We start from the raw sequence: 26,716 nt of genomic DNA on the forward strand, positions 1-26,716 counted from the left end.
CCTGCCACCGCCCCCTGCCCAGAACATCCACCACCAGCCCGAACCCAAGAGCCAGAGCAACCTAACGGAGTCCTACTAGCAACATGGCGTGGTCGATGCAACTGTTGGCCGACCACTTCCAAGCCGAGGTCATCCAGCCGGCAGAACGTCGTCAAGTCAGCAGGGCAGAAGTAGCGTCACACATGAGCCCAGGGTGCAACCGCTGATGATCGTCCGGTGGCGTTTGGTCGATCAAGCACGGTCGTGGAGCGTGATCTGATAGCCGTCGGGGTCGGCGAAGGTGAAGGTCCGACCGAAGGGACCGTCGATCGGTGCGGAGACGATGGTTTCACCGTCGGCGACGAGCGCGTCGTGGATGGCCTGGACGTCGGTGGCGTGGAGCCAGATCGCGACACCGATGCCAGGCTGGGCGACGGATGCGAGGTCGGTGCCGGGAACGACATCGCGGAGTGCGAACGCGATCGGCTTCGTCTCGAAGACGACGGCGTGCGGAGGTCCGGCCGGCGAGCGGACGAGGCCCAGGTACTGCTCGTAGAACGCCTGCGAAGCGTCGAGGTCGCGTACTTGGAGCGAGATGAAGTCGGGGCCGGTGGCGGGCATGATGACGCTCCTTCTTTGTATGTCAGTTTTCTGACATGCGTGAAGCTATGTCAGAATGCTGACATGAGTCAAGAAGGTGTCGGCGTCGACCTGGAGACGTCACTGGGCTACCTGCTCAAAGAAGCGTCGAGCGCCCTGCGCGCGGCCATGGAGGAAGTGCTGCGGCCGCTCGGGATGAGCGTCACGCACTACTCCTGCCTCGAGCTGCTGGCGCAACGACCGGGCTTGTCGAACTCCGAGCTCGCGCGGGGCGCGTTCGTGACACGGCAGACGATGAACGTGCTGCTCCAGGCCCTGGAACGAGACGGCTACGTGACCAGGCCTGCGGAGGCACCCGTCGGGAAGGTTCTTCCCACGCAGCTCACGCCTCGCGGCCGACGAAGCCTCGAGAAGGCGAGCGCAGCCGTCCGGTCCGTCGAGGCCGGAATGCTGGCCGGCCTGACCGAGACCGAGCAGTCACACGCGTTCCGGATCCTGCAGAGCATGATCCATTCCCTGCACGGTGACAACGAGGGTGCATAGCTCGATCCGCGGCGCACGTATCTACACGGCAGAGGCAGATCGGTCATGAGGCGCGGCGGAAGACGGTGGCCGGGCCGATGACGCCCGGGCCGAACTTGTCGCGGACGCGGTCGATGGCCCCCTCGGCCACCAGCCGGGCCTCACGGGCGCCGTCGAGGCTGACCTGCTGAGCGACCTGATCGGCGCCGACCAGGACCAGTACTCCCCCGCCACCGATCACCGATCACCGACACCGAGCCGGACCCCTCCACCTTCGCCTGCCCCGGCAGCCTGGTCGGCCCCTGCTCCGGATGCCAGCGGCCCACCCACCAATACGGCCGCGGCGGCAGCCCCCTGTGCCAGTGGTGCATGGCCCCCGTCCAGGAGAAGAGGGGCAACGGCGTCCGCTACACCAGCACCCGCCCGCAGGGCTGACCGCGACGCCCGGCACAGCTGCGCGGCACGGCAGGACCGGTGCAGCACCCGGACGGCGTACCGCTGGCGGGGAAGGCATGGCGCGTGACGTGGACACTGCCGGAACCGATGCCACCGCCCTCACGCCCGGGACGGAGCTGACGCCGGGGTGGGCCGCGGAGCCGAAGTGGGGCGGGTACCGGCCCCTGCTCTCCGTCGATGCGGGACGGGTGGTGTTGCGCTCTCGGCGTGGCACCGAGATGGTGCAGGCGTTCCCGGAGGTCGTGGCCGGCGTTCGTACAGTTGCCGGATGCGACCGCGCTGGACGGTGTTGTGTGACCTGCACGGGTGTCTCAGCCCTCGCGGGCCGAGGCCGTCGACGTCGCGCGCTACCGGTGCGCCGACGTCGACGCGCTGCCAGCCGCGCATTCCGAGGTCGACTCAAGTGCCCCGCACCGGGAGGTCTATGCCACCGCGCCTGCTGTCCTTCGGCTGCCGTCTGCATAGCGGTACGGCCGCGGCGGCGGTCAAGGTGAGCGGATCGGGCACGGCGGCACCTGTCTGCCCGGCGCTCCCGGCTCAGCAGCTCAGCCGCCTGCCCGAAGCTCCCCAGACCAGGCGAGAACTGATCACCAACTTCACGACCGCGCCACCACAACTCACCGCCTACGCCACCTGGAACATTCGGGGGCCCACGGCTGCACGGTGGCGACGGATGACGGGCCATGAAGAGCTGGCGGTACTGTGGCTGGACTTGATCGAGGTGGTGGTGGCGGTGGAGTGGCGTGAGTACGCCGAGCAGATGGCTGTGCTGGCGCGGGATCTGCTGGCCCAGGACTCGCTGCAGGCGACGCTGGATGAGATTTCGGCGGCCGCGGTGAGGCTGGTGGACGGCTGTGACGCGGCCGGGATTCTTGCGATGCGCAAGGGCCGGGCCGTGACCCTGGCCGCCTGCGGGGACATGGTCCAGGAGTCCGACCGCCTGCAGGGCGAGCTGGGCGAGGGGCCCTGCTTCGATCTCGCCCGGCGTAAGGGCGGCGAGCGCGTGTACCGGATCGCGGACATGAGCCGGCCCCAGCCGACCTGGCAGCGGTTCGCCGCGCAGGTGCGCAAGCTGGGGGTGGGCAGCATGACCGGCGTCCTGCTCTACACCGACAACGAGGACTTCGGCGCGCTCAACCTCTACTCCCGCCGCTCCGGCGCCTTCGACAGGGACATCGAGACGGCGGGCTGGCTGCTCGCCTCGCACGCCGCCGTTGCGCTGGCCAGCGCCCGCACCATCGACCAGCTGGAACACGCCATGGAGACCCGGCACGCCGTCGGTGAGGCCATGGGCATCCTCAGGGAACGCCACCAGCTCAGCGAGGAGGACGCTTTCAACGTGCTGCGCAACATTTCCCAGCATCACAACATCAAGTTGCGTGACGTCGCTCAGCGAGTCCGATCCGAAGGCACCGAACCACCAGCTTGACGTCAGCCCTGCCGTCTTCCGAGCGTGATCGCAGTGCCGCCCAGGCCTGGTACCCGGGATTTTGAACCGGGACGAGACGGGCGGGCCCGGGGCACGGGGCGGGCAGGCGACGGGGGGCGCCTGCCCGCCCCGTGGGCATGACCCGCTCACGGGGGGAAAGCGGGCCTTGCGGAGGCCGATGACGGCCTTACCAGTGACAACGCACGGGACGCCGACAGTGTCACACCTGCCGGCTGGCTGCGCCAGCTGTCTACGCGATCTTCGTCAGGCCGCATCACGGGCCAGTAGCACAGAGTCCGTACCGGTCAGCCGGAACAAGCGCTCGACCATGGGGGGCGCCGGTCCGGTCACCACGAAGCGCACGCCGGCATCGCGACCGCGGCTGCGGGCTGCGGGCTGCGGGCTGCGGGCTGCGGGCAGGACGTTCAGCCCGGCGCAGTCGCAGAAGTCCACCCGCCGCAAGTCCGCTACGACGCTCCGGGCACCGCTGATCACCGCCGTCTCCAGCTCGTCTTCCAGCCGGGCCGAGCTCTGGTGGTCCACCTCGCCCGCCACGACCACCACGGTCTGGCCGTCGGCTGTCGTGCTGCACACGTGCAGGCGCTCGCCGGTCTGCGTCCAGGGCTCGCTGTCCACATCGTCAGCCTTCCGGCTGTCCGGGCCGTAGTCAAAGGCCGGTCAGGGAAACCCGGACCGGTCTGTCTTCGGCATGCCTGTACCGGGCGCTGGTCTGGCGAGAGTGTGAACGCACGCGAGAGCCCAGCTGCCTGGCCCAGCCATGTGGACTCGTCTCTCGCCAGGGGCTCGCTTGAGCAGTCAGGCGGGAGCGGCCATCTTCACGGCGAGGCCGGCAGCTGTGCATTCGCCCACCGGGCGGGTGTGCCCCCGCCCCGCCGTACTTGGTCGACGGTGTGCGCGGTCGGCGTCCGGGTATACGCACGCGGAAAGCCGCCCGGAGCGGCGACCGCAACGAAAGAACGCATATGGTCATCCCGCTTATGAAGCAGGCGGCAGATGAGCTCGGCACGGACAAGCAGGCCACCCTGCGCTGCGCCACGGTGTGGGACGAGTGCGCGGCTCGTGCTGTCGACGCGCGCCGGGCCCTGCGCGCCTGTCTCGCTCACGCCCGGCATACCGGCCGCACCCCCGTCCCGGCCCCTGTGGCCCTGGACGCCGAACTCACCGTCAGTGAACTGGTCACCAACGCCATCCGGCACGCCCCCGGCCCCTGCGGGCTGATCGTGCAGTTGTCCAACGACGAACTGACGATCACCGTGTGGGACACCTCCACCGAAGAACCCACGGTGAGGCACGGCGACCGGCACCGCGTCGGCGGCCACGGACTTCACCTCGTGCACACGGTCAGCGACGAAGTCGTCGTCGCACCCCACGCCCGGGGAAAACAGATCACTGCCTCTCTACGCCTGGCACCCCATGAGACCACCGCCGGGAACAGAAGCGTCCTGCCCGCATCCCTTTCCGGCAGAACGCGGCAGAACGCGGCAGACGCATGACACGTGAGGCGACCGCGCGCGTCCGGTCCGTTCTCCTGATCATCCCGCCTTCCTCTTCCTGTACGGCGTAGCGGCAGAGCGGGCCGGGCGCGGCTGTTGTCCTGGTGACTGCAGCACTGCTGACCTGAGGGCACAGGCCAGAGGCGACCGCGCACTCTGGTCGCATGTGAGGAGCGGTCACGGGGCACCCATCGATCGCGGGCCGCCGCTCCATCTGATGGCAGCGGCCCGACCAAACTCTGCGAGCAACGAGGAGACCAGCCCAGCGCTGCCCAGTCTCTGCCCGACGGCCACTGCGCCGGGTCCGCCCCTCCGACAACGACGACGACGTCGTCCTGTTCACCCTGCGCACCCCGGCACCGACCTGACACAGACTCCACTGCGAACGGCAGGAAGCAGCCGGCCACAGCCTTGACTCTGCCCGCGTTCCCTCGCGGGCAAGAGACGGTTCCTGCCCGACGCGGCTACGGATCGGATGCCCAGGCACAACCAGGAGAGGGCCCCGCGTCGGCCGGCACACTGCGTCTGCCGCGAGCTGCGCCGGCGGGCCTTGCCGAGGGCTCACCCCGTCGAGCACGAGCTGCGCCGCTCCGGCGGCGGGGCGGACCCGTGCCAGGTGCCTGAAGAGGTGCATGAGCTGCGGCGTCGGCCGCGGGAGCAGGGGCTGTGGAACCTGTTTCTGTCCGCCGGACACGAGGGGCCCGACGCGGAGCGGCTCGGCACGCGCGGCGGCACGGGCCTGACGAACATGGACTACGCCCCGGTCGCTGAGGCGACCGGGTGGTCGTTCCTGGCCCCGTATGTGTTCAACTGTAACGCACCGGACACCGGCAACGCCGAAGTGCTGCTGCGCTACGGGTCCCAGGAGCAGAAGGACCGCTGGCTCGACCCGCTGCTGGACGGGCGGATCCGTTCGGCGTTCGCCATGACCGAGCCGGGCGTGGCGTCCTCGGACGCCACGAACATGCAGCTCACGGCCGCGGTCGAGGGTGATGACGTCGTCCTCGACGGCCGTCGGTGGTGGACCACCGGCATCGGGCACCCGGACCGCGAGGTCCTCATCGTCATGGGGCTCACCGACCCGGACGCACCCAAGTACGCGCGGCACTCGATGGTCCTGGTCCCGGGGCGTGCGCGCCACCCATCCCGCCCTCATCCCTCACTCCAGCCAGACATGAGCAAATCAGCCGCCAAGGGGATGTCGGCCGCTCGGCACCTGTCTACTGAACCGGCTCGGCTGCGTCAGCCAACACGGCCTGCCCGCCGCCAAATTTCCTTGACGAGCCTTTGCGTCGCCTTGTGGAATGCCTCTGCCATTGAGAGTGCGACGTCGTCGACGGGATCGAGCTCGGCACCAGATCATCGCCGAAGGGCTCAAGAGACCTACTTCCAGGGCGGCGAAGGACGCGCCACAGGACTCGACGAGCAATGGACCTTCATCGAACCGTATCTGCCGATAGGTGAGCGCGGCCCCTACCCCAGGGCCAGGCATCGGGAGCGTGGGGGCCCGGCCGTGGTCGGAGCCCCCACGCTCCGAGCTGTACATCCGAGGAATCAGGCGCCGCTCCATCCAGACAGCGGGGCTGGGCCCTCCCCTTCTTCACCGTCCAAGGAGTCAACGCCCGACACCCACCGGGTCATGCCCGTTCTTGCGGCTCTTCCTGAAGGGCCACCCAATGCTCCCGCCCATCGGACGCGAGCGGCTGCGCCGGGCGGCCCTCCAATTCCCGCTGCCTGGCGGCCAGGGCCCTCGCCAGCATCTTCGCCCGGTAGGGGTTCGACGTACCGAGGGCCTTCGCCACCTCCACGGCCTCGTCCAACAGGGCCAACCGTCGCTCAGGCAACTCCCGCACCAGGGGCGACGCGCTCGCCTCCATCAGGACGTACGCCAGCTTCGACCCGTACGCCTCCGGCTCGACCTGTGTCAGAAGGCGGTAGATCCACAGCCCCTCGGCACCGCGCACCACCCGCCTGTTGGCACTGAGCAGCCTGACCCTCGCCAGTACAACCATGTCCTGATCCATCGATCCCCTTCGTCCCCCATCCCCGACCGGTGCACGTCACGCGGCGAGACAGCACAGCGAACTCGCCGGCAACCGATAAAGGTTGCCGACAGGTTGGCCGGAGAGTGAATGACGACGAGTCTGGCGCGCGGTAGCAGCCGCCACAAGGTCGAACGGACGTGCCATGCGTCCTACCGAAACCGCCTCCGAACAGGCATGATGGATCTGACACTCACTCAAGCCCCGTCTGCCACCCCTTGCGTCGACTCGAGTAATTGTCAAATTGTGTGGACCACGAGGCTCCGGAGACGTCCTGTAGCAAGTCTTGCCAGGGCCACGTTCACTTGTACGCCGACAAGTGCGCCAGCCGCGTGACCGTCATGCCCCGGACCCGCTCGGGGGCTGGAAAGCCTCCTGCGGCCCCAGCTCCGCAGACGGCGAGGTCATCGACGCCGCGGCGCATCGTCGCGACAGGTATTCACCACAGCTCACAACGACGCGGTGCGAGTGGGTCGGGAGTTGGCGGGCATAGAGATCGGTTGCACCCGAGCCGCCTCATCCGGCGCGACGAGCACGTCGGCTCCCGACGTTGCCGGCACGGCCCCGATGATCAGACGCGGCCCGCATTCGAGAGGTCCTGGCGGAAGTGCGCGGCGGTGTGGGACTCGGTGGTCTTCAGAAGATCGGACGGAGTTCCTTCGAACAGGATTCGTCCGCCGCCGCTGCTCCCTTCGGGCCGAGGTCGATGATCCAGTCGGCGCTCCTGACGACGTCGAGGTTGTGCTCGATGACGATGACGGTGTTGCCCTGGTCGACGAGGCGCTCGATGATGCCGAGGAGGCGGTGGACATCCGACATGTGCAGACCCGTGGTGGGTTCGTCCATGACGTAGACGCTTCCGACGCGGTGCAGGTCGGCCGCGAGCTTGAGGCGCTGGCACTCGCCGCCGGACAGGGTGCTGAGCGGCTGGCCGAGGCGAAGGTAGTCCAGCCCCACCTCGTTCAGGGCGTGCAGGACGGGGCGGAGCTTGGGCTCTGTAAAGAAGTCCGCCGCCTCGGCTGTCGTCATCTCCAGGACGTCGCTGATGGACCTGCCCCGCAGGCGGTGGCCGAGGACGTCCTCGGAGAAACGGCGGCCTCGGCAGACCTCGCACACCGACTTCAGCGTGTCCATGAACGCCAGGTCGGTGTAGAGGACGCCGAGCCCCTGGCAGTTGAGGCATGCGCCCTTTGAGTTGGCGCTGAACAGGGAGGCGCTGACCTTGTTGGCGTTGGCGAACAGTTTGCGGATCGGGTCCATCAGGCCCGTGTAGGTGGCGGTGTTGGAGCGACGGCTGGTGGTCACCGTCGACTGGTCGATGACGATCGCGTCGGGGTACCGGCTGAGGAACTCGTCGTTGACCAGCGTGCTCTTGCCCGATCCGGCCACGCCGGTGACGACCGTCAGGACGCCGGTGGGGAAGCCGACCGTCACGTTCTTGAGGTTGTGGCTCGTCGCGTCGGTGACGGTGAGCGTCCCGGCTTTCGGGAGCACGGCCTGGGCCAGGACCTTGCCGAACAGCAGGGCGGCCCTGCTCGCGGGCGTGCCGCGGAAGCGGTCGACGACGCCGACCCGGTACTCGGTGAGCAGTCCCACCCCGGCGAAGGAGCCGCTGAACAGTGCCGTCTGGACGATGAGGGCCGGTGTGAGCACCTCCCAGGCGCCGCCGGGCGGGAAACCGGGGGTGTGGTCGACCACGGACACCATGAGGGGTCCGAAAAGGAACAGGTACAGGAGTGGCTGCATGATCCCGATGAGCAGCCAGGTCGGGCTTCGCAGCGCGAGCTTCATGTCCCGCACGAAGATCAGTTGGGTGTCACGCGGCATGGGCGGCCTCCCTGGCCTGAGGCGCGGGGTCGCCGTCCCGCAGGGAGCGTCCGGTCAGGCTGAGGAACACGTCGTCGAGGGTGGGCCGGTTGACCTTGACCGAGGCCATGGTGATCCCCCGACCGTCGAGGGTGCGCAGCAGTTCCGGCAGGGCGGCGTCGCCGCGGGGCACCCGGAAGCGCACCGTGTCGCCGTCGACGCTCACCTCGGTCGCCCCGGTCAGCCGCCCGGCGACGTCGGCCGCCTCCGCGACCTGGTCGGTCACCTCGATGGTGATCGCGTCGCCGGCGACCCGGGCCTTGAGTGCGTCGAGGGTTACCTCGGCGACGATCGTGCCGTGGTCGGTGACGAGGATCCGGTCACACAGCGCGTCCGCCTCGTCGAGGTAGTGCGTGGTGAGGAAGACGGTCGTGCCCTGCTCGGAGCGCAGGCGGCGGACGTGGTCCCAAAGGTTGGCCCGGCTCTGCGGATCGAGACCGGTGGTGGGCTCGTCGAGGAAGACGAGCGTCGGTTCGTGGACCAGTCCGAGAGCGATGTCGAGCCGGCGGCGCTGACCGCCGGAGAGCGTCTTGACGGGGCGCTGGTCCAGGCCGGCGAGGTCGAGCCGCTCGGCGAGCAGGGCCCCGCGCTGTCTGGCCTCGGACCGGGACAGGCCGTAGAGCCGGGCCTGGAGTTCGATCTCCTCGGCGACCCTGGACTCGGGCCAGGTGGCGCCGCCCTGGTGGACGCAGCCGATCCTGCGCCGGACGCCCTGGGGGTCTGTCAGCAGGTCGCAGCCGGCCACGGTTCCGCGGAGGGTGACAGTGCCGTTGGATGGACGGGGTGGTCACGAGCCTGGTTGTCCGGCTCGAGCACGACGGCCGTTGCCGCCCGCTGTTCCTGGTCGTCACCGGCGGACAGCAACGGACTGCCCTCAGGAAATCGCGGCCGGCGGCGGTAGTGACCACACGGTGATCGTCGAATCTCATGTCGGTGCTCCTGGTGTATGGATCGAAGGTTGTGGTGAAGTGCGGCGGCTGACCTCGGCTGCGTAGGCGGCCCAGTCTCCGGCAGCGGCTCGCTGCCACTTGACGGCGACGGTGATGTCGATGCCGAGGGTGCGGGCGAGGACGGCGGCGGCCAGCTCGGTGGCGAGCTGGAACAGGGCGGTCGAGCGGGCTTCCGCGAGCCGGATGCCGAGTTTGCGGAACCGTTCGCCCATGGCCCAGGCGCTGATCGGCCGGCCGGGCTGGCCGCCGGGGAAGACCAGGGGTGAGTCCGTCCGGGCGGGGACGGCATGGCTGCGGCGGGCCTCGACTGCTGTCGGGCCAGGTCAGCGACGGGTGCGGGAAGCTCGACCGGACCGGACCGGACCGGACCGGACCGGCGCCGAGGCGGATGCGGACGGCTCCGTCAGTCCTCTCGATGTGGTCAACGGTGAGCCGGGAGATGGCGGCGGGTCACTGGGCGTAGAGGAGCAACAGCAGTTCGGCGAGGTGGACTTCAGGTTTGAGAGTGTCGTCGTGCAGCAGTCGGCGGGCAGTGGCCCAGCGGGCCTCGTCGTCCATGGCTTGGGAGGGACCGTTCCATCGCTCGGCAGGGAAGCTGAGATCGCGGGCGATCTTCTGGGAGAGAGCTCAGCGCACGAAGTGGCCTGCCTCCCGGCGGTGGCGGACGTCGTCGCTGGTCATCCAGCGATCGAGGTCGTTCTGTCGGCAGGTGGCCAGGGTGAGGTTCTGTTCCTCGAGCCAGTCCAGGAGGTGGACGGCCGCCCGTAGATGTTGCCGCGCAACTGTGAGCTGGTAATGCGTGATCTCCTTGCCGCGGCTTCGTCGGCGCAGAAGGTGCCATGTCGCGTACCGGTGCAGGATCTTCCGGCCCTCGGTCGTCGGGTGGGAGTCTACGAAGCTTTTCACGTGCCGTTCGAGGCGGGCCATCTGCTCGTCCCGCCGGGGCAGGACTTCGGTGGCGACGAGAACGCTGCGGATGTGCTCGACGACCTTGCCTTCAGGGAGTTCGTCCAGGGCCTCATGGGTGAGAGGCCGGCGGCCGGAGCCGAGATCGGACAGGACGGTGGAGACGATGCCCTGGGAGAGCCAGCGCATCGCGGTGCCGGCCGGTTCTGTGTCGGCCAGGGCGTCGTGAAGGGACTGTAGCTTCGGGTTGATGAAGCCGGTTTCCTCGGCGAGGAGTTCGTGGAGCCGCTGCTTGAGGGTGCACCGGGGGCACGGTCCCGGTGCGTGCAGCCGTTCGGCTTGTCCGCAGGTGGGGCATGGGCGCCAGAGCCCGGCGTCCGGCGTGGTGCAGGGGCCGCAGACGGGGCGTCGGCGGTGCCGGAGTGGATGCCGCGCATTCGTCCGCAGAGGGTGCAGTGAGCTTGGCGCCTGTCACAGCCGCCGCAGCGGGGCAGGCCGGTGAGCTTCGAGAGCATCCAGGGTGCGGTGCGGCCGCAGATCGAGCCGAGCAGGATGGGCAGGGGGCGGCAGTTCGGGCAGATCGGTCCGTCCGCGATGCGGGAGTTGACCATCTGTGACTCGCCGCAGACGATGCAGGTCTCCAGGTTCGCCTGGTCCCTGACCAGGCAGCTCGGACACGGTGGCCGCCTCTGGGCATCGCGGGTGGCCGGCTCGCGCCGGGCTCCGCAGCGTACGCATTCTTCGAAGCGGGACTTGGCGATGCAGGCGATCAGTTTCGGCTAGAGCGTGTCTCTTTGATCGGTTGGTCAGTTGATCGGATGTGTCTGTCCGGTTAGTGATCTCTGATGCGATGTGGGACCGGATAGAGCCGGGATACCGGCATCACCAGTTGGCTGACCGACGGAATGGCGCGTCGGCGTAGGCACAGCGGATCGTGTCGGTGAGTTCGCGTACAGCTGGTTCGATGGCAGGTTCGGGGAGTCGGCCGTAACCGAGTACCAGGGCCGGGCCCGAAGACGCTTCGGGTGCCAACTGGAAGCCGCTCAGCGGTTGGAGACGTATTCCTCGGGCCCGGGTGGTACTGATGATCGCGGCTTCGTCGATGCCCGCGGGGAGTCGGACGAGCACGTGCAGCCCTGCGGCGATACCGTCCACTCTGCAGTCGGGTAGTGAACGGCTCAGACTGTGGAGCAGTGCGTCTCGCCGTCTGCGGTAGGCAGAGCGCGCCTTGTGCACCGCGCGTTCGTAGGCGCCGGTGGTGAACAGCCGGCTGAGCGTCAGCTGCTCGAGAGCCGGTGATCCCGAGTCGGCGTATCGCTTGGCGTCGAGGAAGCGGTCGAGGAACGCCGGGGGAACGACCGTCCAGCCCAGGCGCAGTGCCGGCGCAAGCGTCTTGGACGTTGTTCCGACGTAGAGCACGTGGCTGGGCGCGAGTCCTTGCAGGGTGCCGACGGGGGCGCGGTCGTAGCGGAATTCGGAGTCGTAGTCGTCCTCGATCACGAGTGCGTTCCGCTGCGCTGCCCAGGCGAGTACTGCGCGTCGGCGTGAAGGTTCCAGGACAGCGCCGGTGGGGAACTGGTGTGCGGGAGTGACGACGACGGCATCCGGATCGGTGCGTGCCAGCTCGTCGACGCGAATCCCGTCGCCGTCGACCGGCAGGGGAACGAGCTCCAAGCCGACGCGGCGGGCCGCCTCCCACTGATCGTTGTGGGAGGGGTTCTCGAAGCCGATGCGGCGTGCACCGGAAGCCGCCAGCACGCGAAACGCGATGTCGGTTGCCTGGCTGTAGCCCTGGACCATGACGATGTGCTGCGTCGTCGCCACCACTCCGCGGACTCGCCCCAGGTAGTCCATCAGGCTGCGTCGGATCTCGAGACAGCCTCTGAGGTCTCCGTAGTCGAGCACAGCATCCGGTGCGGTGCGCAGCACGTATTCGTGTGCCCGTGCCCAGGCCCGGCGGTCGAACAACGAGACGTCGGGTGTGGTCGCGGTGAAATCGAACCGCGTTGGCGTCGACGGGGTCTCGGGTTCGTCGGTACCGTCGGCCGCGGGTGAGGGGGGCCGACTCGCCACCACCGGGACAGCCCGGTCCCGTGACTGGAGGAATCCTTGCGCACCCAGTGCTTCATAGGCGTCGACCACGACACCGCGCGAGACGCCGAGCTGCCGGGCGAGGTCACGCGAGGACGGCAGGCGGGTTCCGGCCTGGAGGCGGCCGGCCCGGATGGTGTCGCGCAATGCCGCTTCGAGCTGCCGCCGCAGTGGTGTTCGCTCAGTACGGTCGAGCGAGACGAAAAGCTCCCGTAGGACGGTGCTCTCCCTGCCGAGGCGGAGATCTTCGGGAGTGGCGGACTGACCGCAATCTGGTCCCATTTTTGTCCCGCTCTGTGGCCCTGGGTATCAGGGCCAGATGCTACTACCTTCGCGGCATGCGAACAGATTCAGCCAGCCGAAGCGTCCGGTTGGTCCGCCAGCCGGAGCGGGCCCGCTACGAGCGCGAGTTGATCGATACGATCTTGGACGAAGCGATGGTCGCCCATCTCGGTTTCGTGCACGACGGGCAGCCTTTCGTGATTCCGACGTTGCACGCCCGGCTGGGAGACGCCGTCTACGTCCATGGTTCGGCCGCGAGCCGGATGCTTCGCGCGCTCGACAGCGGCGTGCCGGCGTGCCTCACAGTGACCCTCCTCGACGGCATCGTTCTGTCGCGGTCGGTGTTCGAGCACGACGTCAACTACCGCAGCGCGGTCCTGCTCGGCCGGATGTCCGCCGTAAACGACGAGAAGGGCAAGCTGGCGGCGCTGGAAGCATTCATGGAGCGCTTGATCCCGGGCCGTTGGGCCGAGGCGCGGCCACCGAGCCCTCAGGAGCTCAAGGCGACACACATCCTGCGGCTACCGATTGACGAGGCATCGGCCAAGATACGCGCCGGCGCGCCCGACGACGCCGATACCGAAGACGGCCGACTCGATGTATGGGCGGGCCACATCCCGATCGCCCTCCACTACGGCGAGCCGACGCCCGACCCGGCGCTCCGTGCAGGGATCCCCGTCTCCGAGGCCGCTCTCGCGCTGGTCCGTGTCGCTGAGATGCGCACTGAGCCTTTTCCAACCTCCGGTTGAGGCGTGGTGAAGGACGAGAACGGTCTTCACGATGTCGGTGATCCGGTTGGTGCTGCAGCTGAGCTTTCGCAGGAGGCGCCAGCTTTTGAAGGTGGCCATGGCCTGCTCGCCGATGCATCGGATCTTGGCGTGGCTGCTGTGGCGGAGGCGTACTGGCCGGGGGCCGCGCCCGCGGGGAGACGAGGGGTCCGTTCCCGGTGACACGCACCGGGGACGGGCCCCTCGCCCGTTCGTTCAGGAAGCCCGGATCGCCCGGTCGATCTCCACGCCGGTACGGGCCATGACGACGGGCCACTCCTCCCTGAGGGAAGCGGGCAGAAGCTCGCGGTCCTCGTCCCGCTGGATCATGGTCGGCCCGCCCGGGACGACGAGCACGGCATCCAGCCGTTGCAGCAGGACGGCCAGGAGGTCCATGATCCCGCCCCCTCCGAAGCGGTTGAAGGTGATGCCGGTCGGGTTGTTGAAGTACACACCCGCCTCCTCCCCCTCCGCCGTACTCACCAGCAGGAAGTCCGTATCGGGATCCCGCACCACCGCATAGGGATCGAGGACCTCGTGCGCAGCCCTCATGTCCAGCGTTGCCGGCTCACCGTTCTCGAACCGGCACACGAAGATGTCAAAACTCATGGAGCCCTTTCTCACCTCAGGTTGAGGCGTGGTGAAGGACCACGATGGCCTTCACGATGTCGGTGATCCGGTTGGTGCTGCAGCGGAGCTTCCGCAGAAGGCGCCAGCGCCATGGCCTGTTCGCCGAGACAGCGGATCTTGGCGTGGGTGCTGTTGTGTCGCCACTGCCAGCGTTTGAGCCGACGGCCCTGAACGGCACCCGGACGCGGTGCCCGGCGCCCTGGTCAGCCTTGTCCGCCCAGCACTTCACGTCGGCCTCAGTGAGCGCATCCATGATGCCGTGGCGACGCGCGGCAGTCAGGTCATGGGGCGATCCGGGCAATGCCGGTGAGGCCCACAGCAGTCGGCCGAACGGGTCGGTGAGGACCTGGACGTTCATGCCGTGGCGTTTGTGTTTTCCGGAGTAATACGGGGTGTCGGCGGCGATCCGGTCGATCGGCAGCAGGGTGCCGTCCAGGATCACGAAGGCTTTCGCCCGTACGGTCTTCATCGCCTCGGTCAGGGTAGGCGCGGCGGCGGCCAGGACGTCGATCACCTCACGTATGTACCGGTACACGGTCGCGACACCAATGCCGACCCGGCGGCGAGCCGCGCGTAGGTGTCCCCGCACCGCAGGTGGGCGAGGACGAGCAGGACCTGTCGGCCGACGCGCAGCCGTCGCCACCGGGTCCCGATCTCTCGCTGCCGGGCACAGAGCCGCGTGGTCAGATAGCGCAGGGTGCGGCCCGACAGATCGATCGACGAGGAGTAGGCAAGCACGCGAAGCTCCTGGCGGACACGGGTGATCTTGGTCGAGAACCTCTCTATCAGGAGCTTCGTCGTTCCGTACAGCTGGCAACCTCCAACACCTGGCCGCCGCAGTCAGGTTGGAAAAGGCTCAGTGCTCGTACCGGAGGAATTGTCAAGACTTGTGGATGAGGAGTGGTTGCCTGCTGGCAGGCGAAGGGACTTGAGTCTCCAGTAGGGGGAGACGCAAAGGTGGGGGCATGGACGGCGACACGCTCTACTCGATCGGCGAGCTCGCTCGACGGACCGGTCTCACGGTCAAGACCATTCGGTTCTACTCTGATCGCGGAATCGTGGCGCCGACGGACCGCAGCCCGGCCGGCTACCGCCTCTACAGCATCGACGCCGTCGCACGCCTGGACCTCGTGCGGACCCTGCGTGAGCTGGGACTGGACCTTCCCACGATCCGCAAGGTCGTGGACCGTGAGCTCTCGCTTCCCGAGGTCGCCGCGGCGCACGCCGAAGCACTGGCAGTGCAGATCCGCGTCCTGCGCCTGCGGCGCGCGGTGCTGACGGCGGTGGCCGAGCGCGGGTCCACACCTGAGGAGACGGAACTCATGCACCGGCTGGCCCAGCTTTCCGAGGACGAACGCCGACGTCTGATCGGCGATTTCCTCGACGCCGTCTTCGGCGGTCTTGACGCCGCACCCGCATTCGCGGGGGTCATGCGCTCGATGACCCCCGAGTTGCCCGACAACCCGGAGGCGGAGCAGGTCCAGGCGTGGGTGGAGTTGGCCGAAATGTCCCTGGACCCTGATTTCCGCGCCAGGCTGCGGCGGATGGCCGAGGACCAGGCGGCCGAGCAGACCCGAAGCGACATGATGGGCCCGCGCCGCGACATTGCCGCAGCCGTCCGTGACCAGGTTGGCCCGGCCCTGACCGCCGGCATCGACCCGGCCTCGCCCCAGGCCGATCCGATCGTCGCGGCGTTCACGGCGCACTACGCGCACCTCCTCGGCCGCCCCGACGACGTTGAGCTTCGCCGCCGACTGGCGACTCGGCTGGAGAGCGTGAATGACCCCCGCAGGGAGCGGTACCTTCAGCTGCTCGCAGTGGTCAACGGCTGGCCGGCCCCGGAGAGTCTGGCTCCAGTGTTCGACTGGTCCGTCCAGGCTCTGCGCGTCCGGACACGGCAATGATGGGGCGGTCGCAAGGCGGCATGGGGCGGACGCGGCTGGCGTCGGGTGAAAACGCCGCCGCATATGATCGGTTGATGAGTGCCCCGGTCGTACTTCAGGTGGCTGCGTCGCCGGTCTCTCCCGCTCTCGTTCTTCGTCCCTGGCGCATGGAGGACGTTGCCGCATTGGTCGAGGTGAGCCGGGATCCCGCACTGCGCCAGTGGGCGAGCTCTGTCGTGGACGACGATGCCGACGGGGCACGGTGGGTGCAGGCTCAGCAGCAGGGCTGGGCAGCGGGGGACCGGTTCGGCTTCGCCGTCCTTGAGGCACAACCCGGTTCAGTTCGCGAACAGTTGGTGGGCAACGTGGTCCTCAAGGAAGTCATCTCCGGCAAACCGGCGGCCGAAGTGGGCTACTGGACCGCGGCGCACGCTCGCGGGCGGGGAGTGGCCTCCCGCGCTCTGGAGGCACTCACCAGCTGGGCCTTCGACACCTTCGAAGCCGACGGGCTGGAGCGTCTCGAACTCCTGCACCAGGTGGACAACCTGGCATCGTGCCGGGTTGCGCAGAAGAGCCGCTACGACTTCGACACCATCCTGCCCGCGGCACCGCCCTCCTTCCCCCGCGATGGCCACCTGCACATACGGCGCACGAGTGCCTGAGATCCTCCCGGCTTCTACGGATCGGCTGAGGCTGCTCACGCCGAGAGGGTCTCGGGGCGTTCGACGAGGTGGCCGCGTTCGAAGCGGGCCCCGGCACGGACCAGAGCGACGAGGTGGGGTGCGTTCACAGCCCGCCAGCGGGCCTGGGCTGACTCGACCAGCTTGAAAACCATCGCCAGCCCGGCGGCCCGGCTGCCGGCATCCTTGGTCACCTTGGTCCGCAGCCGCACGGTGGCGAACGTCGACTCGATGGGATTCGTGGCCCGCAGGTGGATCCAGTGCTCGGCGGGGAAGTCGTAGAACGCCAGCAGCTCGTCCTCATCGTCCACGATCTTCTTGACCGCCTTGGGGTACTTCGCGTTGTACTGCTTGGCGAACATGGCGACGGCTTTGCGGGCCTGCTCCTTGTTCTCGGCGTTGTAGATGTCCTGGATGGCGCGCTTGGCCGCGGGCTGGGCCGACTTCGGCAGGGAATCGAGAACATTTGCGGTTTTGTGAACCCAGCATCTTTGTTCGCGGGTGTCGGGGAACACCTCGGCCAGGGACTTCCAGAAGCCGAGCGCGCCGTCCCCGACGGCCAGCACCGGGGCGCGCATGCCCCGGCGGGCACAGTCGCGTAGCAGGCCCGCCCACGCCTCCGTCGACTCGCGATAACCGTCGGCCAGCGCGATCAGCTCCTTGGTGCCGTCCGCCCGCACGCCCATCACCACCAGCACGGCAGCCTTGGCCTCCTCCAGGCGTATGCGCAGGTGAATGCCGTCGGCCCACACGTACACATAGTCCGTGGCCGACAGATCGCGGTCCATGAAGGCGGCGTGGTCGGCCTGCCACTGGGCCGTCAGCCGCGTGACCGTGGCCGGCGACAGCCCGGCCGAACTGCCGAGGAACTGCTCCAGCGCGGGCACGAAGTCCCCAGACGACAACCCGTGCAGGTAGAGCAGCGGCAGCACCTCGCTGAGCTTCGGGGACTTCCGGGCCCAAGGCGGCAGGATCGCCGAGGAGAACCGCCTGCGTTCGCCCGTATCCATGTCGGTGCGCTTGTCGTTCACCCGCGGGGCCTTCACCTCCACGATCCCGGCCGCAGTGGTGACCTTCCTCGGCTGGTGGTAGCCGTTGCGCACTACCAGCCGCCGCCCGTTCTCGTCCCGCTGGTCGGCCAACTCGGCGATGTATGCGTTGACCTCGGCTTCCAGCGCGGCGGCCAGCATCCTGCGGGCGCCCTCCCGGACGATCTCGTCCAGCAGCGACGACCCATCTCGCGTGGCGCCGTCTCCGTTGACTACGGTGAGCATGAAGGTGCCTTCCCGACCGGCGCCGCGCACGTCGGTCTTGCTCGGTGACCTATCGATCAATCGCCCGGGAAGGTACGTCCTCCCGGGCCCGATCCACAGGATCTGAGCATTGCTCCTCGTACCGGCGGGAATCGCCCTGCTGATGATCGGCCTCTACCCTCTACCTCAGGGCGCCGTGACCGGAAGTCCCGCCGCACCGGTCGCGTGCGCTGGACATGAGGCGGCGCACCCCTCCTACTGGGTGCAACTCGCGCTTGTCGTCACACAGTTGGCGCTGCATCACACATGGGCCCGGACAGTGTCCCAGCACCTGAGGCGTCGCGCTGTGGGTAAGCGAGCGGTCTGTTGAGCGCTGGCGCCGGGCCTGGCGCCAGCGCGGCGAAGCCGGGGTCCTATCAAAGGGTTCGCCGGGTCGACCTAGGCTCAGCGAAGCCCAGATCGCCAGATTGGAACGGGAGTTGGAGCGTGGTCCGCTGGCCCACGGCTGGGTGGACCAGCGATGGACGCTGGCGAGGATCAAGACGCTGATCGGTCGGCATTTCCACGTCCCCTACACCGTGGAGGGCACTTGGCGGCTGCTGAAGCGGCACGGCTGGAGCTGGCAGCAACCCGCCCGGCGGGCCATCGAGCGCGATGACGAAGCGGTCGAGGTGTGGAAGAAGGAGACCTGGCCGCGGGTAAGAGCACTGCGGCGGAGCTCGGCGCCTGGATCCTCTTCGAGGACGAGGCCGGTCAGTCGATGGCTCCGCCGCGCGCCAGGACCTGGGGCCGGATCGCCCGGACCCCAGTCGTTCGGGTCAGGGGCCGGGGCTCCGGTCGGGTGTCGATGGCGGGCATGACCTGTTACAGGCTCGGCGAGCGGTCCCGACTGATCTACGCGATCCGCGAGTACCGGGGCCGCAAGAACGAGCCGAAGGACTTCGGTTGGCGGAACTTCCGCGACCTGATCGTCCGCGCCCGCATCCAACTCGGCGGCCCGATCGCGCTGGTCTGGGACAACGTGCGGCTCCAACTGACCCCTGGCATGCGGGAGTTCATAGCGGCGAACACCGAGTGGCTCACAGTGTTCCAACTGCCGGCCTATGCACCCGACCTGAACCCGACGGAGGGTATCTGGTCGCTGGTCAAGCGCGACCTCGGCAACCTGGCCGCCGCGGACCTCGGCGAGATCACCAGAGCGGTGAAACACCGACTCAAGAAGATCCAGTATCGCCGGGACCTCGTTGACGGCTGCCTCGTCGGCACCGGCCTATCCCTAAACGGCGGCGAGCAGGCGACCAGCCAGTCAGTCTCCAGGAGCGACACCTCTGCGTCCTCGATCGAACAGGGCCGGTATCGTCGCGCTGCTGACCGTCCAGGCTGAAGCGCTCTACTGACCGGAGGTTGATCGTGGCAACGGACGTCTGGGGCGTGCTGGACGAGACCCAGCGCCTTCCATGGGTGTTCGCGCCGTTCGAACGCGTAGGGCCTCTGGAGTTCGGCATGACGCATGAGCAGGCAGAGGCGGCAGTTGACGGCGTCCTGCAGACCGCTCTCCGAGAGGGCTCCTCCGGAAACGAGGCGCGGGCTGACTTTTGGCTGGGGCATCGACTGGATGCCAGGTTTTCCGGGCCGGCGGTAACCGTGTACTACGACCGGTCGATCGGCCTGGCAGCCATTGCAGTAAACGCGCTGCGCGGTCCACAGGTGACCTTGGACGGGATGGGCCTCGTCGGTCAGGTGCCATCACGCCTGGAGGATCAGTTCATCGACTACCTCGGAACGCACAACAAGGAACTGCAGTACTCGCAGTGCGCTGATCCGTGCTCGTCGCAACTTGGCCTGGCGCTTCGCGCCCAGCGGGCTGGCGACCTCGTACTAAGCCGCCCGGTGATGGTGGCTGAAGCATGGGCTGACCGTTGCTGGGACACTACGGAGGGCTCCATCCCTCGACAGGAGTGGAAGACCTTCGAGTGGTGAGTGCCAGCGGGCCCTCCCCGGGTGCCTGCACCCGCCTCTTCTGCCCACCGCGGTCATCGCTTCGTCCGACATCACCCTTTCAAGTTCAGTAGCCACCCGGGCGGAGATCCCCAGTGGGGTCTACTAGCCTGGCACGCAGTACAGCCGCGGCGTGGTGTGGGCACGACGCCGTGTTGTCCTCGTCCACATCATGGTCAAATGTTCCATCATGTGAACGCCTCGGCCGTGACGATCTTGGTGCGGGCAAGATGCCTCGCATGATTAAGGAAATACGCAAAGCATACCTGCTGGGCGCCGAGCGGGCCGTGCACCTGCTGGCCACCGAAGAGGTGGCGCGTTGCTGGGACCAGGAGTCAGTGCTGCCGGGGATGACGGTGGGTGGCCTGGCTGGTCACCTTGCGCGCAGCGTCCTGCAGGTCGAATGGTTTCTCGACGGCGAGATAGCCGGCACGGAGCCAGTATCGCCGGTACGCTACTACGCGCGACTCGTCGGCACGTCTTTGCCGGACTCCGCACTCAACCTCGGCGTGCGCGCGCGGAGCGAGGAGACGGCAGCCGCCGGCCCCGCCGCCGTGGCTGAGCAGGCGCGCGCTGCATGGCAAAGGCTGGCACAACGGCTGGACCAAGAGCCAGCCGATCGGCGAGTGGCCGTCCTCCACCGGCCTGGAGAGGAAATGCTGCTCGATGGCTACCTCCAAACCCGCTGCGTCGAATTGGCAGTGCACCTTGATGACCTGGTTCTGAGCGTGGGCGCTCACTGGCAGACACCCGAAGCCACGCTCGCCATTGCAGTCGATGTCCTTGTCGCAGCCGCCCGTGACCGGCACGGCGATCAGGCCGTGCTACATGCGCTCGCCAGGCGTGAACGCGACTCCGACCAGGCTTTGCGCGTACTGTAAGAAGCCGTAGCCGTTGCCCTTTGTCCACTCCCCGCTTCGGGCAGACACCCTGCCCGAAACGAGGCCAACCGCTTCGTTGCCACGGCAGGGCCAGCAGCCAGGCGAGGGCGTGCCGGGCATGCGAGGGGACGGCACGCTCCCCACTCTGAACCAACTCCCTGATGGCAGTGGCGGCCTCCCCCTCAGTGTTGCCCATGGCGGCTTCCATCGAGAACTGATCGGGCACCTGCCCGGGCCGGTAAATCGAGTGGCCGAGGTTGCGATGGCCTACGTCGCGAACCGACGAGTTGAAACGCCGCCCGCTCATCACCTAGTGGATGACCAACTTGCCGCGCTGGCCAGCGAAGTGTTGCAGCAGGAACTGCGGGATGAAGTGGTGCTTCTTGGCGTGCGGCGGCAAGGGACGCCATCCACGGCGCCCCCGACAGCCGTACAGAGACGGGTGGGGCTTCCAACAGTGACCCCACCAGCCGTGGTCGGGGCTGGACGCGGCACGGCCGGACCGTGGTCTGGTTCTGCGGCCGGCACCTTGGCCGTCTTCCTGACGGCCCTTCACCGACCTGCCCCCGGCGGGGCGCCCGCCGGCCATGGCCGCGGGGGGCCACTGGCCGACCGTGCCGAGCAGTTCGCCGAGCAGTTCGCCTCGGCCATCGAGCTGGGGCTGCTCCCCGAACCGGATGCCGTCCGCGCGGTCTGGGACGTTGCCGCGCCCGAGTGGGCGGGCCCGGCGCTGTGGATTCACGGCGATCTACATCCGGCCAACGTCCTCACCGCGGACGGCACCTTCTGCGGCGTGATCGACTTCGGCGACCTCTGCGCGGGCGATCCGGCCTGCGATCTCGCCGCATGTTGGATACTGGTGCCAAACGGGGCCGCCGACCGCCTCCATGACGCCTACCAGCCGGTGGTGAACGCCGCGACCCTGCGCCGCGCCCGCGGCTGGGCGGTGCTGGCAGCCCTCAGCGGCATCCTCATGAGAGGCCGGCCTTCATGGCCACCCCGGCGGCAAGGCCACCTGGGGCCCACCCGCCCACGCCGCGCTGCGACGCCTCATCGCAACGATCCGCCGATGAACGCGCTGTCCACCTTCGGTGACAAACGCCCTCAACGCGCGGTTCGTTGAGACAGACCACACCTGTCCCTCTCACGTGATCTCCATTGCCCTGGATCGGGGAGCGGCGTCGATAGGGTGTCGCCATGCCGTATTCGCCGATGCCGCTCCAACTGGAAACCACTCGACTGAGCTTGCGTCCGTGGACCGAGTCCGACGTCGACGCCCATCGCGTGCTCGTCGCCGAACGTGGTGGTGGCATGCCGTCGATCGAGGACAACCGGCGGATGATCGAGGATCAGCGCGCTGCGTCGGCACTGACAGGAATTGCTCTGCTGCCCGTTATCCGCCGCGATGCGGGTGACTTCATCGGGTATTGCGGGCTCACTGTCGGTCGGGCTTCCGTTGACGAGCCAGAGATTGCCTACGAGCTGTTCCGGAGCGTACACGGACAGGGCTATGGCACCGAGGCGGCGTCCGCGGTGCTCGACGCGGCGATCGCGACTGGGCGGAAACGGCTCTGGTCGACGGTGCGTCCCTGGAATGCACCATCGTTTCGCGTCCTCGAAAAGCTTGGGTTCAAGCGCGACCACGTCTCGACCGAAGACAGCGGCGAACTGGTGTGGCTCACCCGCTCCCTGCCGTAGAAGACGCGTTGCAGTCAGTTCGAACGGACAAGTAGCCATCGGGTCGCTCCGGCGAGGGGGCAAGATCGTCCCCATGACCGCTGAACGAAAATTCGCCGATGCCGAAACCCTGGCCCCGGTGATGCGGGAGGTCTTCGGCACCGACCGCCGCATCGCCGCCGTCGACCGCCTCCTCAACGGCACCAAGAAGGGGGTCTACCGTGTCACGCTGGACGACGCCACGAGCACGATCGTCTATGTCTGGAACGCCGACGAGGACTACTGGGACGGGCTGCTTCCGGACGGTCACGACGACCCGTCGAACCCGTTCGCCCACGCCTCCGGCATCGAGTTCTTCGAGGGTGCCACCCGTCGGCTGGAAGCGGTAGGAGCTCGTTCACCGCGGCTGTTGCTCGCCGACCGCAGCAGGAATCTGTACCCGGCCGACATCGCCGTCGCGGAGGACGTCCGCGGCGGAACGCTGGAGGCGCTGCTGGAACACGATCCGGACGCCGGCCGGCGAACGCTCGCGCAGCTCTCAGACATGCTTCGGCGCATGCACGCCTACCGCGCGCCGGCGTTCGGGCGGGTGGCGTGGATCGATGGCGGGGGCGCCTCGCCGGACACGACCTGCGAGCAGGCATACCTGGAGCGCACGCTGGTGAGCATCGCCACCGCCGTGCCCCGCGACGCCCGCGCGGCCGAAGGCGAGGCCGTGCTGGAGGAGAAGCTCCGCATCCTGCACGCCGCTCTCGAACCGCGCGCAGAGCTGGGCGTGGTCCACGGCGAGCTCTGCGCGGAACACACCCTCGTCGGGCCGGACGGGGAGCCCGTCATCATCGACATCGAGGGCCTGATGTACACCGATATCGAAGTAGACCACTGCTGGATGCGGATGCGTTTCGGCCCGCACTACGAGGCACTCCGCAACCCAGACCTCGACCCGCGGCGCGTCAAGTACTACCAGTACGTCATGCACCTGGACTTGGTCGGCGGCCCGCTTCGCATAGCCGAGGGCGACTTCCCGAACCGGAAGTGGATGCTCGACGTCGCAGACTTCCATCTACAGAAGGCGCTCGCCTACGAGGCATGAGCCAGCCGTAGGTCTTCGGCCGATCGCGGCTTCACACTGACGCGGTGGGAAACAGCGCTCCGGGGGCCAGGTCCAACCTGGTGGCGATGACGTCCTTGGGCGGGGTGAGGTCCAAGTGCCAGTCGCCGAAGCGCCGTATCGTGCGCGTGATCAGCGGGCTGACGGTGGGCAGGTCGTCGGGGTCCACGACGTGGCCCTCGGCGGCGAGGGCGTTGGCGGCATCGGTAATGTCCAGCGCAGTGGAGTGGATTGCGCAGTTGGCGATCAGCTCGTTGAATTTGACGACTCGCTCCTGGTAGTCCGGGTCGTTGTGGCCGATCAGCCGTCCGCCGGTCATCAGATGCGCAGCGAAGCCGTGGAACGCCTCCGTGCGGTTGGTGATCGCGGTGATCTGGTCACGCAGCTCGGGCTCGGACAGGTATCGAAGGAGCGTCACGGTCCTGACGACGCTGCCCAATTCGCGCAGCGCCTTGTAGATGCGGTTGCGCTTCGAGTCGTTGCCCAAGCGGTGCAGCAGCGTAACCGAGGACAGCCAGCCTCTCGGATCGAGATCCCGGTGCGCAACAGATCCTTCCAGTGGCGTTCGATGAGGGCCCAGTCGATGACGTTGTCGTCGAACAGGGAGTCGATGTGCTTTGCCGCACCTTGGCGTCCGGCCGGTAGAAGTTCAGGTCGTGCCAGTTGCGTATGCGGGGATGGAGGTCGAATCCGAGGAGCGCGGCCAGGCCGAAGACCGGCAGCGAAGCCCCTTGCGTGTCGGCGTGGATGGTGTCGGGCTGGATGTCGGAGACGTTGGACAGCAGCGAGTCCAGCAAGTACACCGCCTCCCACACCCCGCACGGGATGAAGTGGGAGAACAGCGCGATGTAGTTATCGGACACCAGCCGGAACGCCAGAGCCCCGAACCCGCCGTATCTGACGTGGGACTCGGCCCGCAGGCTGTCTTCCCAGGTGTCGATCTGCGAGCCGTCCGTGGCCGCGGTCGGCCCGTCGCCCCACATCGCGGCGACATCCAGCTTCGCGGAGGGGTTGACCATGGCCGCCGACGCCTTGCAGGAGCTTTCCGATGATGCGCCGCAACCTGCTGCGTGGCGCGCTCGCCGCCCTCACCGCCGCCCGGACCGACGTCGACCAGCTGCACGCCTGGGTCCTCGCCAGCGAGGCGATGGTCCCACTCAACTACGGTGCCCCGAAGGCCGCGGCCGGCCTCGCCGAACAAGCCCGCCGCACCGCCGGACACCGGCTGGCCGCCGCCGCCGCCGTGTTGGCAGCCGCCGTCGCCGCCCGTGCCCACGCACTCAACCACCAGCCCGAGCAGGCCTGCGCCGCGCTCGCCGCCACCGACGCCCTAATGGAACGGCTCCCCGGCAGCGAGCGGTCGGACACCTGGCTGACGTACGGCGAGCAGAACCACCTGACCGCGCTGCCCGTCGACTACCGCACCGGTCTGGTCCGCCGCCGCGCCCTGGACCTGTACGAAGCGATCCCCGCCCAGTACCACAGCGAACTCGCCGTGCGTGAGTTGCGAGACGTAAGCTCGTGGTGCTCGTGCGGCGTCGAGGTGGGGCAAGCCCACCGGCGGCCGGCCGTAGGCCCTGCCTCTGGAGGACCGCATATTGCTGGTGGCCGCGTATTGGCGGACGAACCTGACGATGCGCCAGCTGGGACCTCTGTTCGGGATCTCGAAGTCGGCAGCGGACCGGGTCTGCGCCTGAGCCGTCGTGCGGCGACGCATCCAGCCCTCCAGCACGGGCCGTTGGGCATCAGGGACCGACAACGGCGGAATCTTCGGACCCGGACGGCTCATACCGAACCAACGACGAACCTCCGATTCAGGTCACTAGTGTCATGCGCCTGAAATCGCGGGCTTAAGTCTCTCGCTGATTGTCGGTGGCTGGCGGAGTGAGCTTGGTGAGGTAGTCGGCGAGAGATTTGAGGATCTCGTCGGCGGTTTTGGTCCAGGTGAAGGGCCTGGGGTTCTCGTTCCACGAGTCGATCCAGGCCCTGATGTCATCCTCCAGCGCCTTCACCGAGGTGTGGACGCCGCGGCGAATGAGTTTGTCGGTCAGCAGGCCGAACCACCGCTCGACCTGGTTGATCCAGGAGGAGCCGGTCGGAGTGAAGTGGACATGGAAGCGAGGGTGCTTGCCGAGCCAGGTCTTGATCTCCGGGGTGTTGTGGGTGGCGTAGTTGTCACACACCAAGTGCACATCGAGTTCGGCGGGAACCGCCTTGTCTATCGTGACCAGGAACTTCTTGAACTCGACGGCCCGGTGGCGGCGGTGCAGTGCCGATATGACGGTGCCGTCGGCGATGTTGAACGCGGCGAACAGGCTGGTGATGCCGTGCCGCAGGTAGTCGTGGGTGCGCCGCTCGGGCATGCCCGGCATCATCGGCAGCACCGGCTGCGAGCGGTCCAGCGCCTGGATCTGGCTCTTCTCGTCCACGCACAACACCACGGCCTTCTCGGGCGGGTTGTGATACAGGCCGACGACGTCGACGACCTTCGCGACGAACTGCGGGTCGGTGGAGAGCTTGAAGGCATCCTGCAGGTGCGGCTTGAGGTCGAACTTCTTCCAGATCCGCCCGATGGTGGACTTCGACAGCCCGGTGCGGGCGGCCATCGAGGCCCGCGACCAATGCGTGTCCTGGCCAGGGGTGGATTCCAGCGTCGCGACGACAACGTCCTCGACCTGGTCGAGCAGGATGGACGGCGGCCGACCGGGCTGCGGCTCGTCGACCAGACCGTCCAGCCGCCGCTTGACGAACCGGGCCCGCCAGCGGTTCACCGACTGCTCGCTCACACCGAGTTCGGCCGCCACCTGCTTATTCGTCCCGCCCTCCGCGCACCGCAGCACGATCCTCGCGCGCAGAGCCAGGAACTGCGTGGTCTTCGCGCACCTCGCCCAACGCGTCAGCTGAGCCCGCTCGTCATCACTGAGCACCAGCTCCGACTTGCGCCGGCCCGGCCGCGGCTCATCCGCGAGTCCGGCCATCCGCCCGGCAGCAAACCGCGAGCGCCACTTCCTCACCGTGTCTGCGGTTACCTCGAATTCCGCCGCCACACGTGTATTCGGCTTCCCGTCCGCGCATGCCAAGACGATCCGTGCCCGCTCGACGAGACGGGGCGTCACCGCCCCGCCCGCCCAGCGCAGCAACTCGGCGCGCTCCTCATCGGACAGCACAACTTCGACGGCACGAGGACCCCGAGACATGA

23 protein-coding genes and 11 pseudogenes are annotated in these 26,716 nt (G+C 68.0%); 15 read left to right on the forward strand and 19 right to left on the reverse strand.

The window, feature by feature from the left end; all coding sequences use genetic code 11:
- Positions 1-231: 231 nt before the first annotated feature.
- On the reverse strand, positions 232-600 hold the full coding sequence (locus tag ACWBNA_RS32305) for a VOC family protein (RefSeq protein WP_482708063.1): 369 nt from the start codon (positions 598-600) through the stop codon (positions 232-234).
- Between the two features lie 63 nt (positions 601-663).
- On the opposite strand from ACWBNA_RS32305, the gene ACWBNA_RS32310 reads away from it, so the two are divergent.
- Positions 664-1,122: a MarR family winged helix-turn-helix transcriptional regulator gene (locus ACWBNA_RS32310; RefSeq protein ID WP_482708064.1), complete on the forward strand. Its 459-nt coding sequence runs from the start codon at positions 664-666 to the stop codon at positions 1,120-1,122.
- Positions 1,123-1,165: 43 nt separating this feature from the next.
- Here ACWBNA_RS32310 and ACWBNA_RS32315 read toward each other — a convergent pair whose 3' ends face one another.
- On the reverse strand, positions 1,166-1,342 hold the full coding sequence (locus ACWBNA_RS32315; protein WP_482708065.1) for a hypothetical protein: 177 nt from the start codon (positions 1,340-1,342) through the stop codon (positions 1,166-1,168).
- 888 nt (positions 1,343-2,230) lie between these two features.
- On the opposite strand from ACWBNA_RS32315, the gene ACWBNA_RS32320 reads away from it, so the two are divergent.
- Positions 2,231-2,986: a GAF and ANTAR domain-containing protein gene (locus ACWBNA_RS32320; protein ID WP_482708066.1), complete on the forward strand. Its 756-nt coding sequence runs from the start codon at positions 2,231-2,233 to the stop codon at positions 2,984-2,986.
- Positions 2,987-3,250: 264 nt separating this feature from the next.
- Here ACWBNA_RS32320 and ACWBNA_RS32325 read toward each other — a convergent pair whose 3' ends face one another.
- Entirely contained in the window at positions 3,251-3,622 is a 372-nt protein-coding gene (locus tag ACWBNA_RS32325; RefSeq protein ID WP_482708067.1) for an STAS domain-containing protein, read from the reverse strand.
- A gap of 362 nt (positions 3,623-3,984) precedes the next feature.
- Here ACWBNA_RS32325 and ACWBNA_RS32330 point away from each other — a divergent pair, with 362 nt between their 5' ends.
- From ACWBNA_RS32330 to ACWBNA_RS32340, 3 genes and pseudogenes are all read left to right on the forward strand, one after another.
- The gene (locus tag ACWBNA_RS32330; RefSeq protein WP_482708068.1) at positions 3,985-4,500 is read left to right on the forward strand and encodes an ATP-binding protein; all 516 of its coding nucleotides are present in this window, start codon (positions 3,985-3,987) and stop codon (positions 4,498-4,500) included.
- A gap of 748 nt (positions 4,501-5,248) precedes the next feature.
- A pseudogene (locus ACWBNA_RS32335) lies at positions 5,249-5,344 on the forward strand (hypothetical protein); the annotation flags it as partial.
- A 132-nt stretch (positions 5,345-5,476) separates the two neighbouring features.
- Positions 5,477-5,575: pseudogene (locus ACWBNA_RS32340) on the forward strand (hypothetical protein); the annotation flags it as partial.
- 562 nt (positions 5,576-6,137) lie between these two features.
- Here the strand turns inward: ACWBNA_RS32340 and ACWBNA_RS32345 are convergent.
- The 8 genes and pseudogenes from ACWBNA_RS32345 to pdxR form a co-directional block, all read right to left on the reverse strand.
- A complete protein-coding gene (locus ACWBNA_RS32345) occupies positions 6,138-6,512 on the reverse strand; it encodes a hypothetical protein (protein ID WP_482708069.1) in 375 nt (124 codons plus the stop codon).
- Between the two features lie 601 nt (positions 6,513-7,113).
- Positions 7,114-8,021: pseudogene (locus ACWBNA_RS32350) on the reverse strand (ATP-binding cassette domain-containing protein); the annotation flags it as partial.
- A gap of 72 nt (positions 8,022-8,093) precedes the next feature.
- Positions 8,094-8,369, reverse strand: a pseudogene (locus ACWBNA_RS32355) (ABC transporter permease); the annotation flags it as partial.
- Positions 8,359-8,736, reverse strand: a complete 378-nt coding sequence (locus ACWBNA_RS32360) for an ATP-binding protein DrrA1-3 family domain-containing protein (RefSeq protein WP_482708164.1) — start codon at positions 8,734-8,736, stop codon at positions 8,359-8,361. The pseudogene ACWBNA_RS32355 and the gene ACWBNA_RS32360, both read right to left, overlap by 11 nt.
- A 33-nt stretch (positions 8,737-8,769) precedes the next feature.
- Positions 8,770-9,174: pseudogene (locus tag ACWBNA_RS32365) on the reverse strand (ATP-binding cassette domain-containing protein); the annotation flags it as partial.
- Between the two features lie 159 nt (positions 9,175-9,333).
- The gene (locus ACWBNA_RS32370) at positions 9,334-9,570 is read right to left on the reverse strand and encodes a hypothetical protein (RefSeq protein ID WP_482708070.1); all 237 of its coding nucleotides are present in this window, start codon (positions 9,568-9,570) and stop codon (positions 9,334-9,336) included.
- Between the two features lie 415 nt (positions 9,571-9,985).
- On the reverse strand, positions 9,986-10,453 hold the full coding sequence (locus tag ACWBNA_RS32375; protein WP_482708071.1) for a hypothetical protein: 468 nt from the start codon (positions 10,451-10,453) through the stop codon (positions 9,986-9,988).
- Between the two features lie 693 nt (positions 10,454-11,146).
- Positions 11,147-12,637, reverse strand: coding sequence for a MocR-like pyridoxine biosynthesis transcription factor PdxR (gene pdxR / locus ACWBNA_RS32380; RefSeq protein ID WP_482708072.1), 1,491 nt, complete (start codon positions 12,635-12,637; stop codon positions 11,147-11,149).
- 56 nt (positions 12,638-12,693) lie between these two features.
- Here pdxR and ACWBNA_RS32385 point away from each other — a divergent pair, with 56 nt between their 5' ends.
- Positions 12,694-13,386: a pyridoxamine 5'-phosphate oxidase family protein gene (locus ACWBNA_RS32385; RefSeq protein ID WP_482708073.1), complete on the forward strand. Its 693-nt coding sequence runs from the start codon at positions 12,694-12,696 to the stop codon at positions 13,384-13,386.
- Here the strand turns inward: ACWBNA_RS32385 and ACWBNA_RS32390 are convergent.
- From ACWBNA_RS32390 to ACWBNA_RS32400, 3 genes and pseudogenes are all read right to left on the reverse strand, one after another.
- Positions 13,381-13,521 (reverse strand): annotated as a pseudogene (locus tag ACWBNA_RS32390) (IS5/IS1182 family transposase); the annotation flags it as partial. The gene ACWBNA_RS32385 and the pseudogene ACWBNA_RS32390 overlap by 6 nt on opposite strands.
- Before the next feature lie 99 nt (positions 13,522-13,620).
- On the reverse strand, positions 13,621-14,013 hold the full coding sequence (locus ACWBNA_RS32395; protein ID WP_482708074.1) for a hypothetical protein: 393 nt from the start codon (positions 14,011-14,013) through the stop codon (positions 13,621-13,623).
- 16 nt (positions 14,014-14,029) lie between these two features.
- Positions 14,030-14,772: pseudogene (locus ACWBNA_RS32400) on the reverse strand (transposase family protein).
- 227 nt (positions 14,773-14,999) lie between these two features.
- On the opposite strand from ACWBNA_RS32400, the gene ACWBNA_RS32405 reads away from it, so the two are divergent.
- Both ACWBNA_RS32405 and ACWBNA_RS32410 read left to right on the forward strand, forming a co-directional pair.
- Positions 15,000-15,938: a MerR family transcriptional regulator gene (locus ACWBNA_RS32405; protein ID WP_482708075.1), complete on the forward strand. Its 939-nt coding sequence runs from the start codon at positions 15,000-15,002 to the stop codon at positions 15,936-15,938.
- A 74-nt stretch (positions 15,939-16,012) separates the two neighbouring features.
- Positions 16,013-16,579: a GNAT family N-acetyltransferase gene (locus tag ACWBNA_RS32410; protein WP_482708076.1), complete on the forward strand. Its 567-nt coding sequence runs from the start codon at positions 16,013-16,015 to the stop codon at positions 16,577-16,579.
- Between the two features lie 35 nt (positions 16,580-16,614).
- Here ACWBNA_RS32410 and ACWBNA_RS32415 read toward each other — a convergent pair whose 3' ends face one another.
- Positions 16,615-17,871, reverse strand: coding sequence for an IS256 family transposase (locus ACWBNA_RS32415; RefSeq protein WP_482708077.1), 1,257 nt, complete (start codon positions 17,869-17,871; stop codon positions 16,615-16,617).
- A gap of 320 nt (positions 17,872-18,191) precedes the next feature.
- On the opposite strand from ACWBNA_RS32415, the pseudogene ACWBNA_RS32420 reads away from it, so the two are divergent.
- From ACWBNA_RS32420 to ACWBNA_RS32445, 6 genes and pseudogenes are all read left to right on the forward strand, one after another.
- Positions 18,192-19,132 (forward strand): annotated as a pseudogene (locus tag ACWBNA_RS32420) (IS630 family transposase); the annotation flags it as partial.
- Between the two features lie 128 nt (positions 19,133-19,260).
- On the forward strand, positions 19,261-19,830 hold the full coding sequence (locus ACWBNA_RS32425; protein ID WP_482708078.1) for a hypothetical protein: 570 nt from the start codon (positions 19,261-19,263) through the stop codon (positions 19,828-19,830).
- Between the two features lie 257 nt (positions 19,831-20,087).
- The gene (locus ACWBNA_RS32430) at positions 20,088-20,729 is read left to right on the forward strand and encodes a maleylpyruvate isomerase N-terminal domain-containing protein (RefSeq protein WP_482708079.1); all 642 of its coding nucleotides are present in this window, start codon (positions 20,088-20,090) and stop codon (positions 20,727-20,729) included.
- Positions 20,730-20,991: 262 nt separating this feature from the next.
- Positions 20,992-21,802, forward strand: a pseudogene (locus ACWBNA_RS32435) (phosphotransferase).
- 124 nt (positions 21,803-21,926) lie between these two features.
- Positions 21,927-22,427: a GNAT family N-acetyltransferase gene (locus ACWBNA_RS32440; RefSeq protein WP_482708080.1), complete on the forward strand. Its 501-nt coding sequence runs from the start codon at positions 21,927-21,929 to the stop codon at positions 22,425-22,427.
- A 73-nt stretch (positions 22,428-22,500) separates the two neighbouring features.
- Positions 22,501-23,499 carry an aminoglycoside phosphotransferase family protein gene (locus ACWBNA_RS32445; RefSeq protein ID WP_482708081.1) on the forward strand — a complete coding sequence of 333 codons (999 nt, stop codon included), beginning with the start codon at positions 22,501-22,503 and terminating at the stop codon, positions 23,497-23,499.
- Positions 23,500-23,530: 31 nt separating this feature from the next.
- On the opposite strand, the gene ACWBNA_RS32450 is transcribed toward ACWBNA_RS32445, so the two are convergent.
- The 3 genes and pseudogenes from ACWBNA_RS32450 to ACWBNA_RS32460 all read right to left on the reverse strand — a co-directional run.
- Positions 23,531-24,031, reverse strand: a complete 501-nt coding sequence (locus ACWBNA_RS32450; RefSeq protein ID WP_482708165.1) for a Tn3 family transposase — start codon at positions 24,029-24,031, stop codon at positions 23,531-23,533.
- Entirely contained in the window at positions 23,932-24,207 is a 276-nt protein-coding gene (locus ACWBNA_RS32455) for a Tn3 family transposase (RefSeq protein WP_482708166.1), read from the reverse strand. Before ACWBNA_RS32455 ends, ACWBNA_RS32450 begins: the two co-directional genes overlap by 100 nt.
- A pseudogene (locus ACWBNA_RS32460) lies at positions 24,195-24,536 on the reverse strand (Tn3 family transposase); the annotation flags it as partial. The gene ACWBNA_RS32455 and the pseudogene ACWBNA_RS32460, both read right to left, overlap by 13 nt.
- Positions 24,537-25,091: 555 nt before the next feature.
- Between ACWBNA_RS32460 and ACWBNA_RS32465 the strand changes: the two are divergent.
- A pseudogene (locus tag ACWBNA_RS32465) lies at positions 25,092-25,205 on the forward strand (helix-turn-helix domain-containing protein); the annotation flags it as partial.
- A gap of 162 nt (positions 25,206-25,367) precedes the next feature.
- Here the strand turns inward: ACWBNA_RS32465 and ACWBNA_RS32470 are convergent.
- Entirely contained in the window at positions 25,368-26,714 is a 1,347-nt protein-coding gene (locus tag ACWBNA_RS32470; protein ID WP_482708082.1) for an IS630 family transposase, read from the reverse strand.
- Positions 26,715-26,716: the final 2 nt, after the last annotated feature.

This window comes from Streptomyces sp. Q2 (genome assembly GCF_056820935.1).

What these genes read in the sequence shown, in the direction of transcription:
- ACWBNA_RS32305 (WP_482708063.1), bottom strand. Translation starts at nt 600, where the DNA reads ATGCCCGCCACCGGCCCCGACTTCATCTCGCTCCAAGTACGCGACCTC.
- ACWBNA_RS32310 (WP_482708064.1), top strand. Translation starts at nt 664, where the DNA reads ATGAGTCAAGAAGGTGTCGGCGTCGACCTGGAGACGTCACTGGGCTAC.
- ACWBNA_RS32320 (WP_482708066.1), top strand. Translation starts at nt 2,231, where the DNA reads ATGACGGGCCATGAAGAGCTGGCGGTACTGTGGCTGGACTTGATCGAG.
- ACWBNA_RS32330 (WP_482708068.1), top strand. Translation starts at nt 3,985, where the DNA reads ATGAAGCAGGCGGCAGATGAGCTCGGCACGGACAAGCAGGCCACCCTG.
- ACWBNA_RS32345 (WP_482708069.1), bottom strand. Translation starts at nt 6,512, where the DNA reads ATGGTTGTACTGGCGAGGGTCAGGCTGCTCAGTGCCAACAGGCGGGTG.
- ACWBNA_RS32370 (WP_482708070.1), bottom strand. Translation starts at nt 9,570, where the DNA reads ATGGGCGAACGGTTCCGCAAACTCGGCATCCGGCTCGCGGAAGCCCGC.
- ACWBNA_RS32375 (WP_482708071.1), bottom strand. Translation starts at nt 10,453, where the DNA reads ATGCGCTGGCTCTCCCAGGGCATCGTCTCCACCGTCCTGTCCGATCTC.
- pdxR (WP_482708072.1), bottom strand. Translation starts at nt 12,637, where the DNA reads ATGGGACCAGATTGCGGTCAGTCCGCCACTCCCGAAGATCTCCGCCTC.
- ACWBNA_RS32385 (WP_482708073.1), top strand. Translation starts at nt 12,694, where the DNA reads ATGCGAACAGATTCAGCCAGCCGAAGCGTCCGGTTGGTCCGCCAGCCG.
- ACWBNA_RS32395 (WP_482708074.1), bottom strand. Translation starts at nt 14,013, where the DNA reads ATGAGTTTTGACATCTTCGTGTGCCGGTTCGAGAACGGTGAGCCGGCA.
- ACWBNA_RS32405 (WP_482708075.1), top strand. Translation starts at nt 15,000, where the DNA reads ATGGACGGCGACACGCTCTACTCGATCGGCGAGCTCGCTCGACGGACC.
- ACWBNA_RS32410 (WP_482708076.1), top strand. Translation starts at nt 16,013, where the DNA reads ATGAGTGCCCCGGTCGTACTTCAGGTGGCTGCGTCGCCGGTCTCTCCC.
- ACWBNA_RS32415 (WP_482708077.1), bottom strand. Translation starts at nt 17,871, where the DNA reads ATGCTCACCGTAGTCAACGGAGACGGCGCCACGCGAGATGGGTCGTCG.
- ACWBNA_RS32430 (WP_482708079.1), top strand. Translation starts at nt 20,088, where the DNA reads ATGATTAAGGAAATACGCAAAGCATACCTGCTGGGCGCCGAGCGGGCC.
- ACWBNA_RS32440 (WP_482708080.1), top strand. Translation starts at nt 21,927, where the DNA reads ATGCCGTATTCGCCGATGCCGCTCCAACTGGAAACCACTCGACTGAGC.
- ACWBNA_RS32445 (WP_482708081.1), top strand. Translation starts at nt 22,501, where the DNA reads ATGACCGCTGAACGAAAATTCGCCGATGCCGAAACCCTGGCCCCGGTG.
- ACWBNA_RS32470 (WP_482708082.1), bottom strand. Translation starts at nt 26,714, where the DNA reads ATGTCTCGGGGTCCTCGTGCCGTCGAAGTTGTGCTGTCCGATGAGGAG.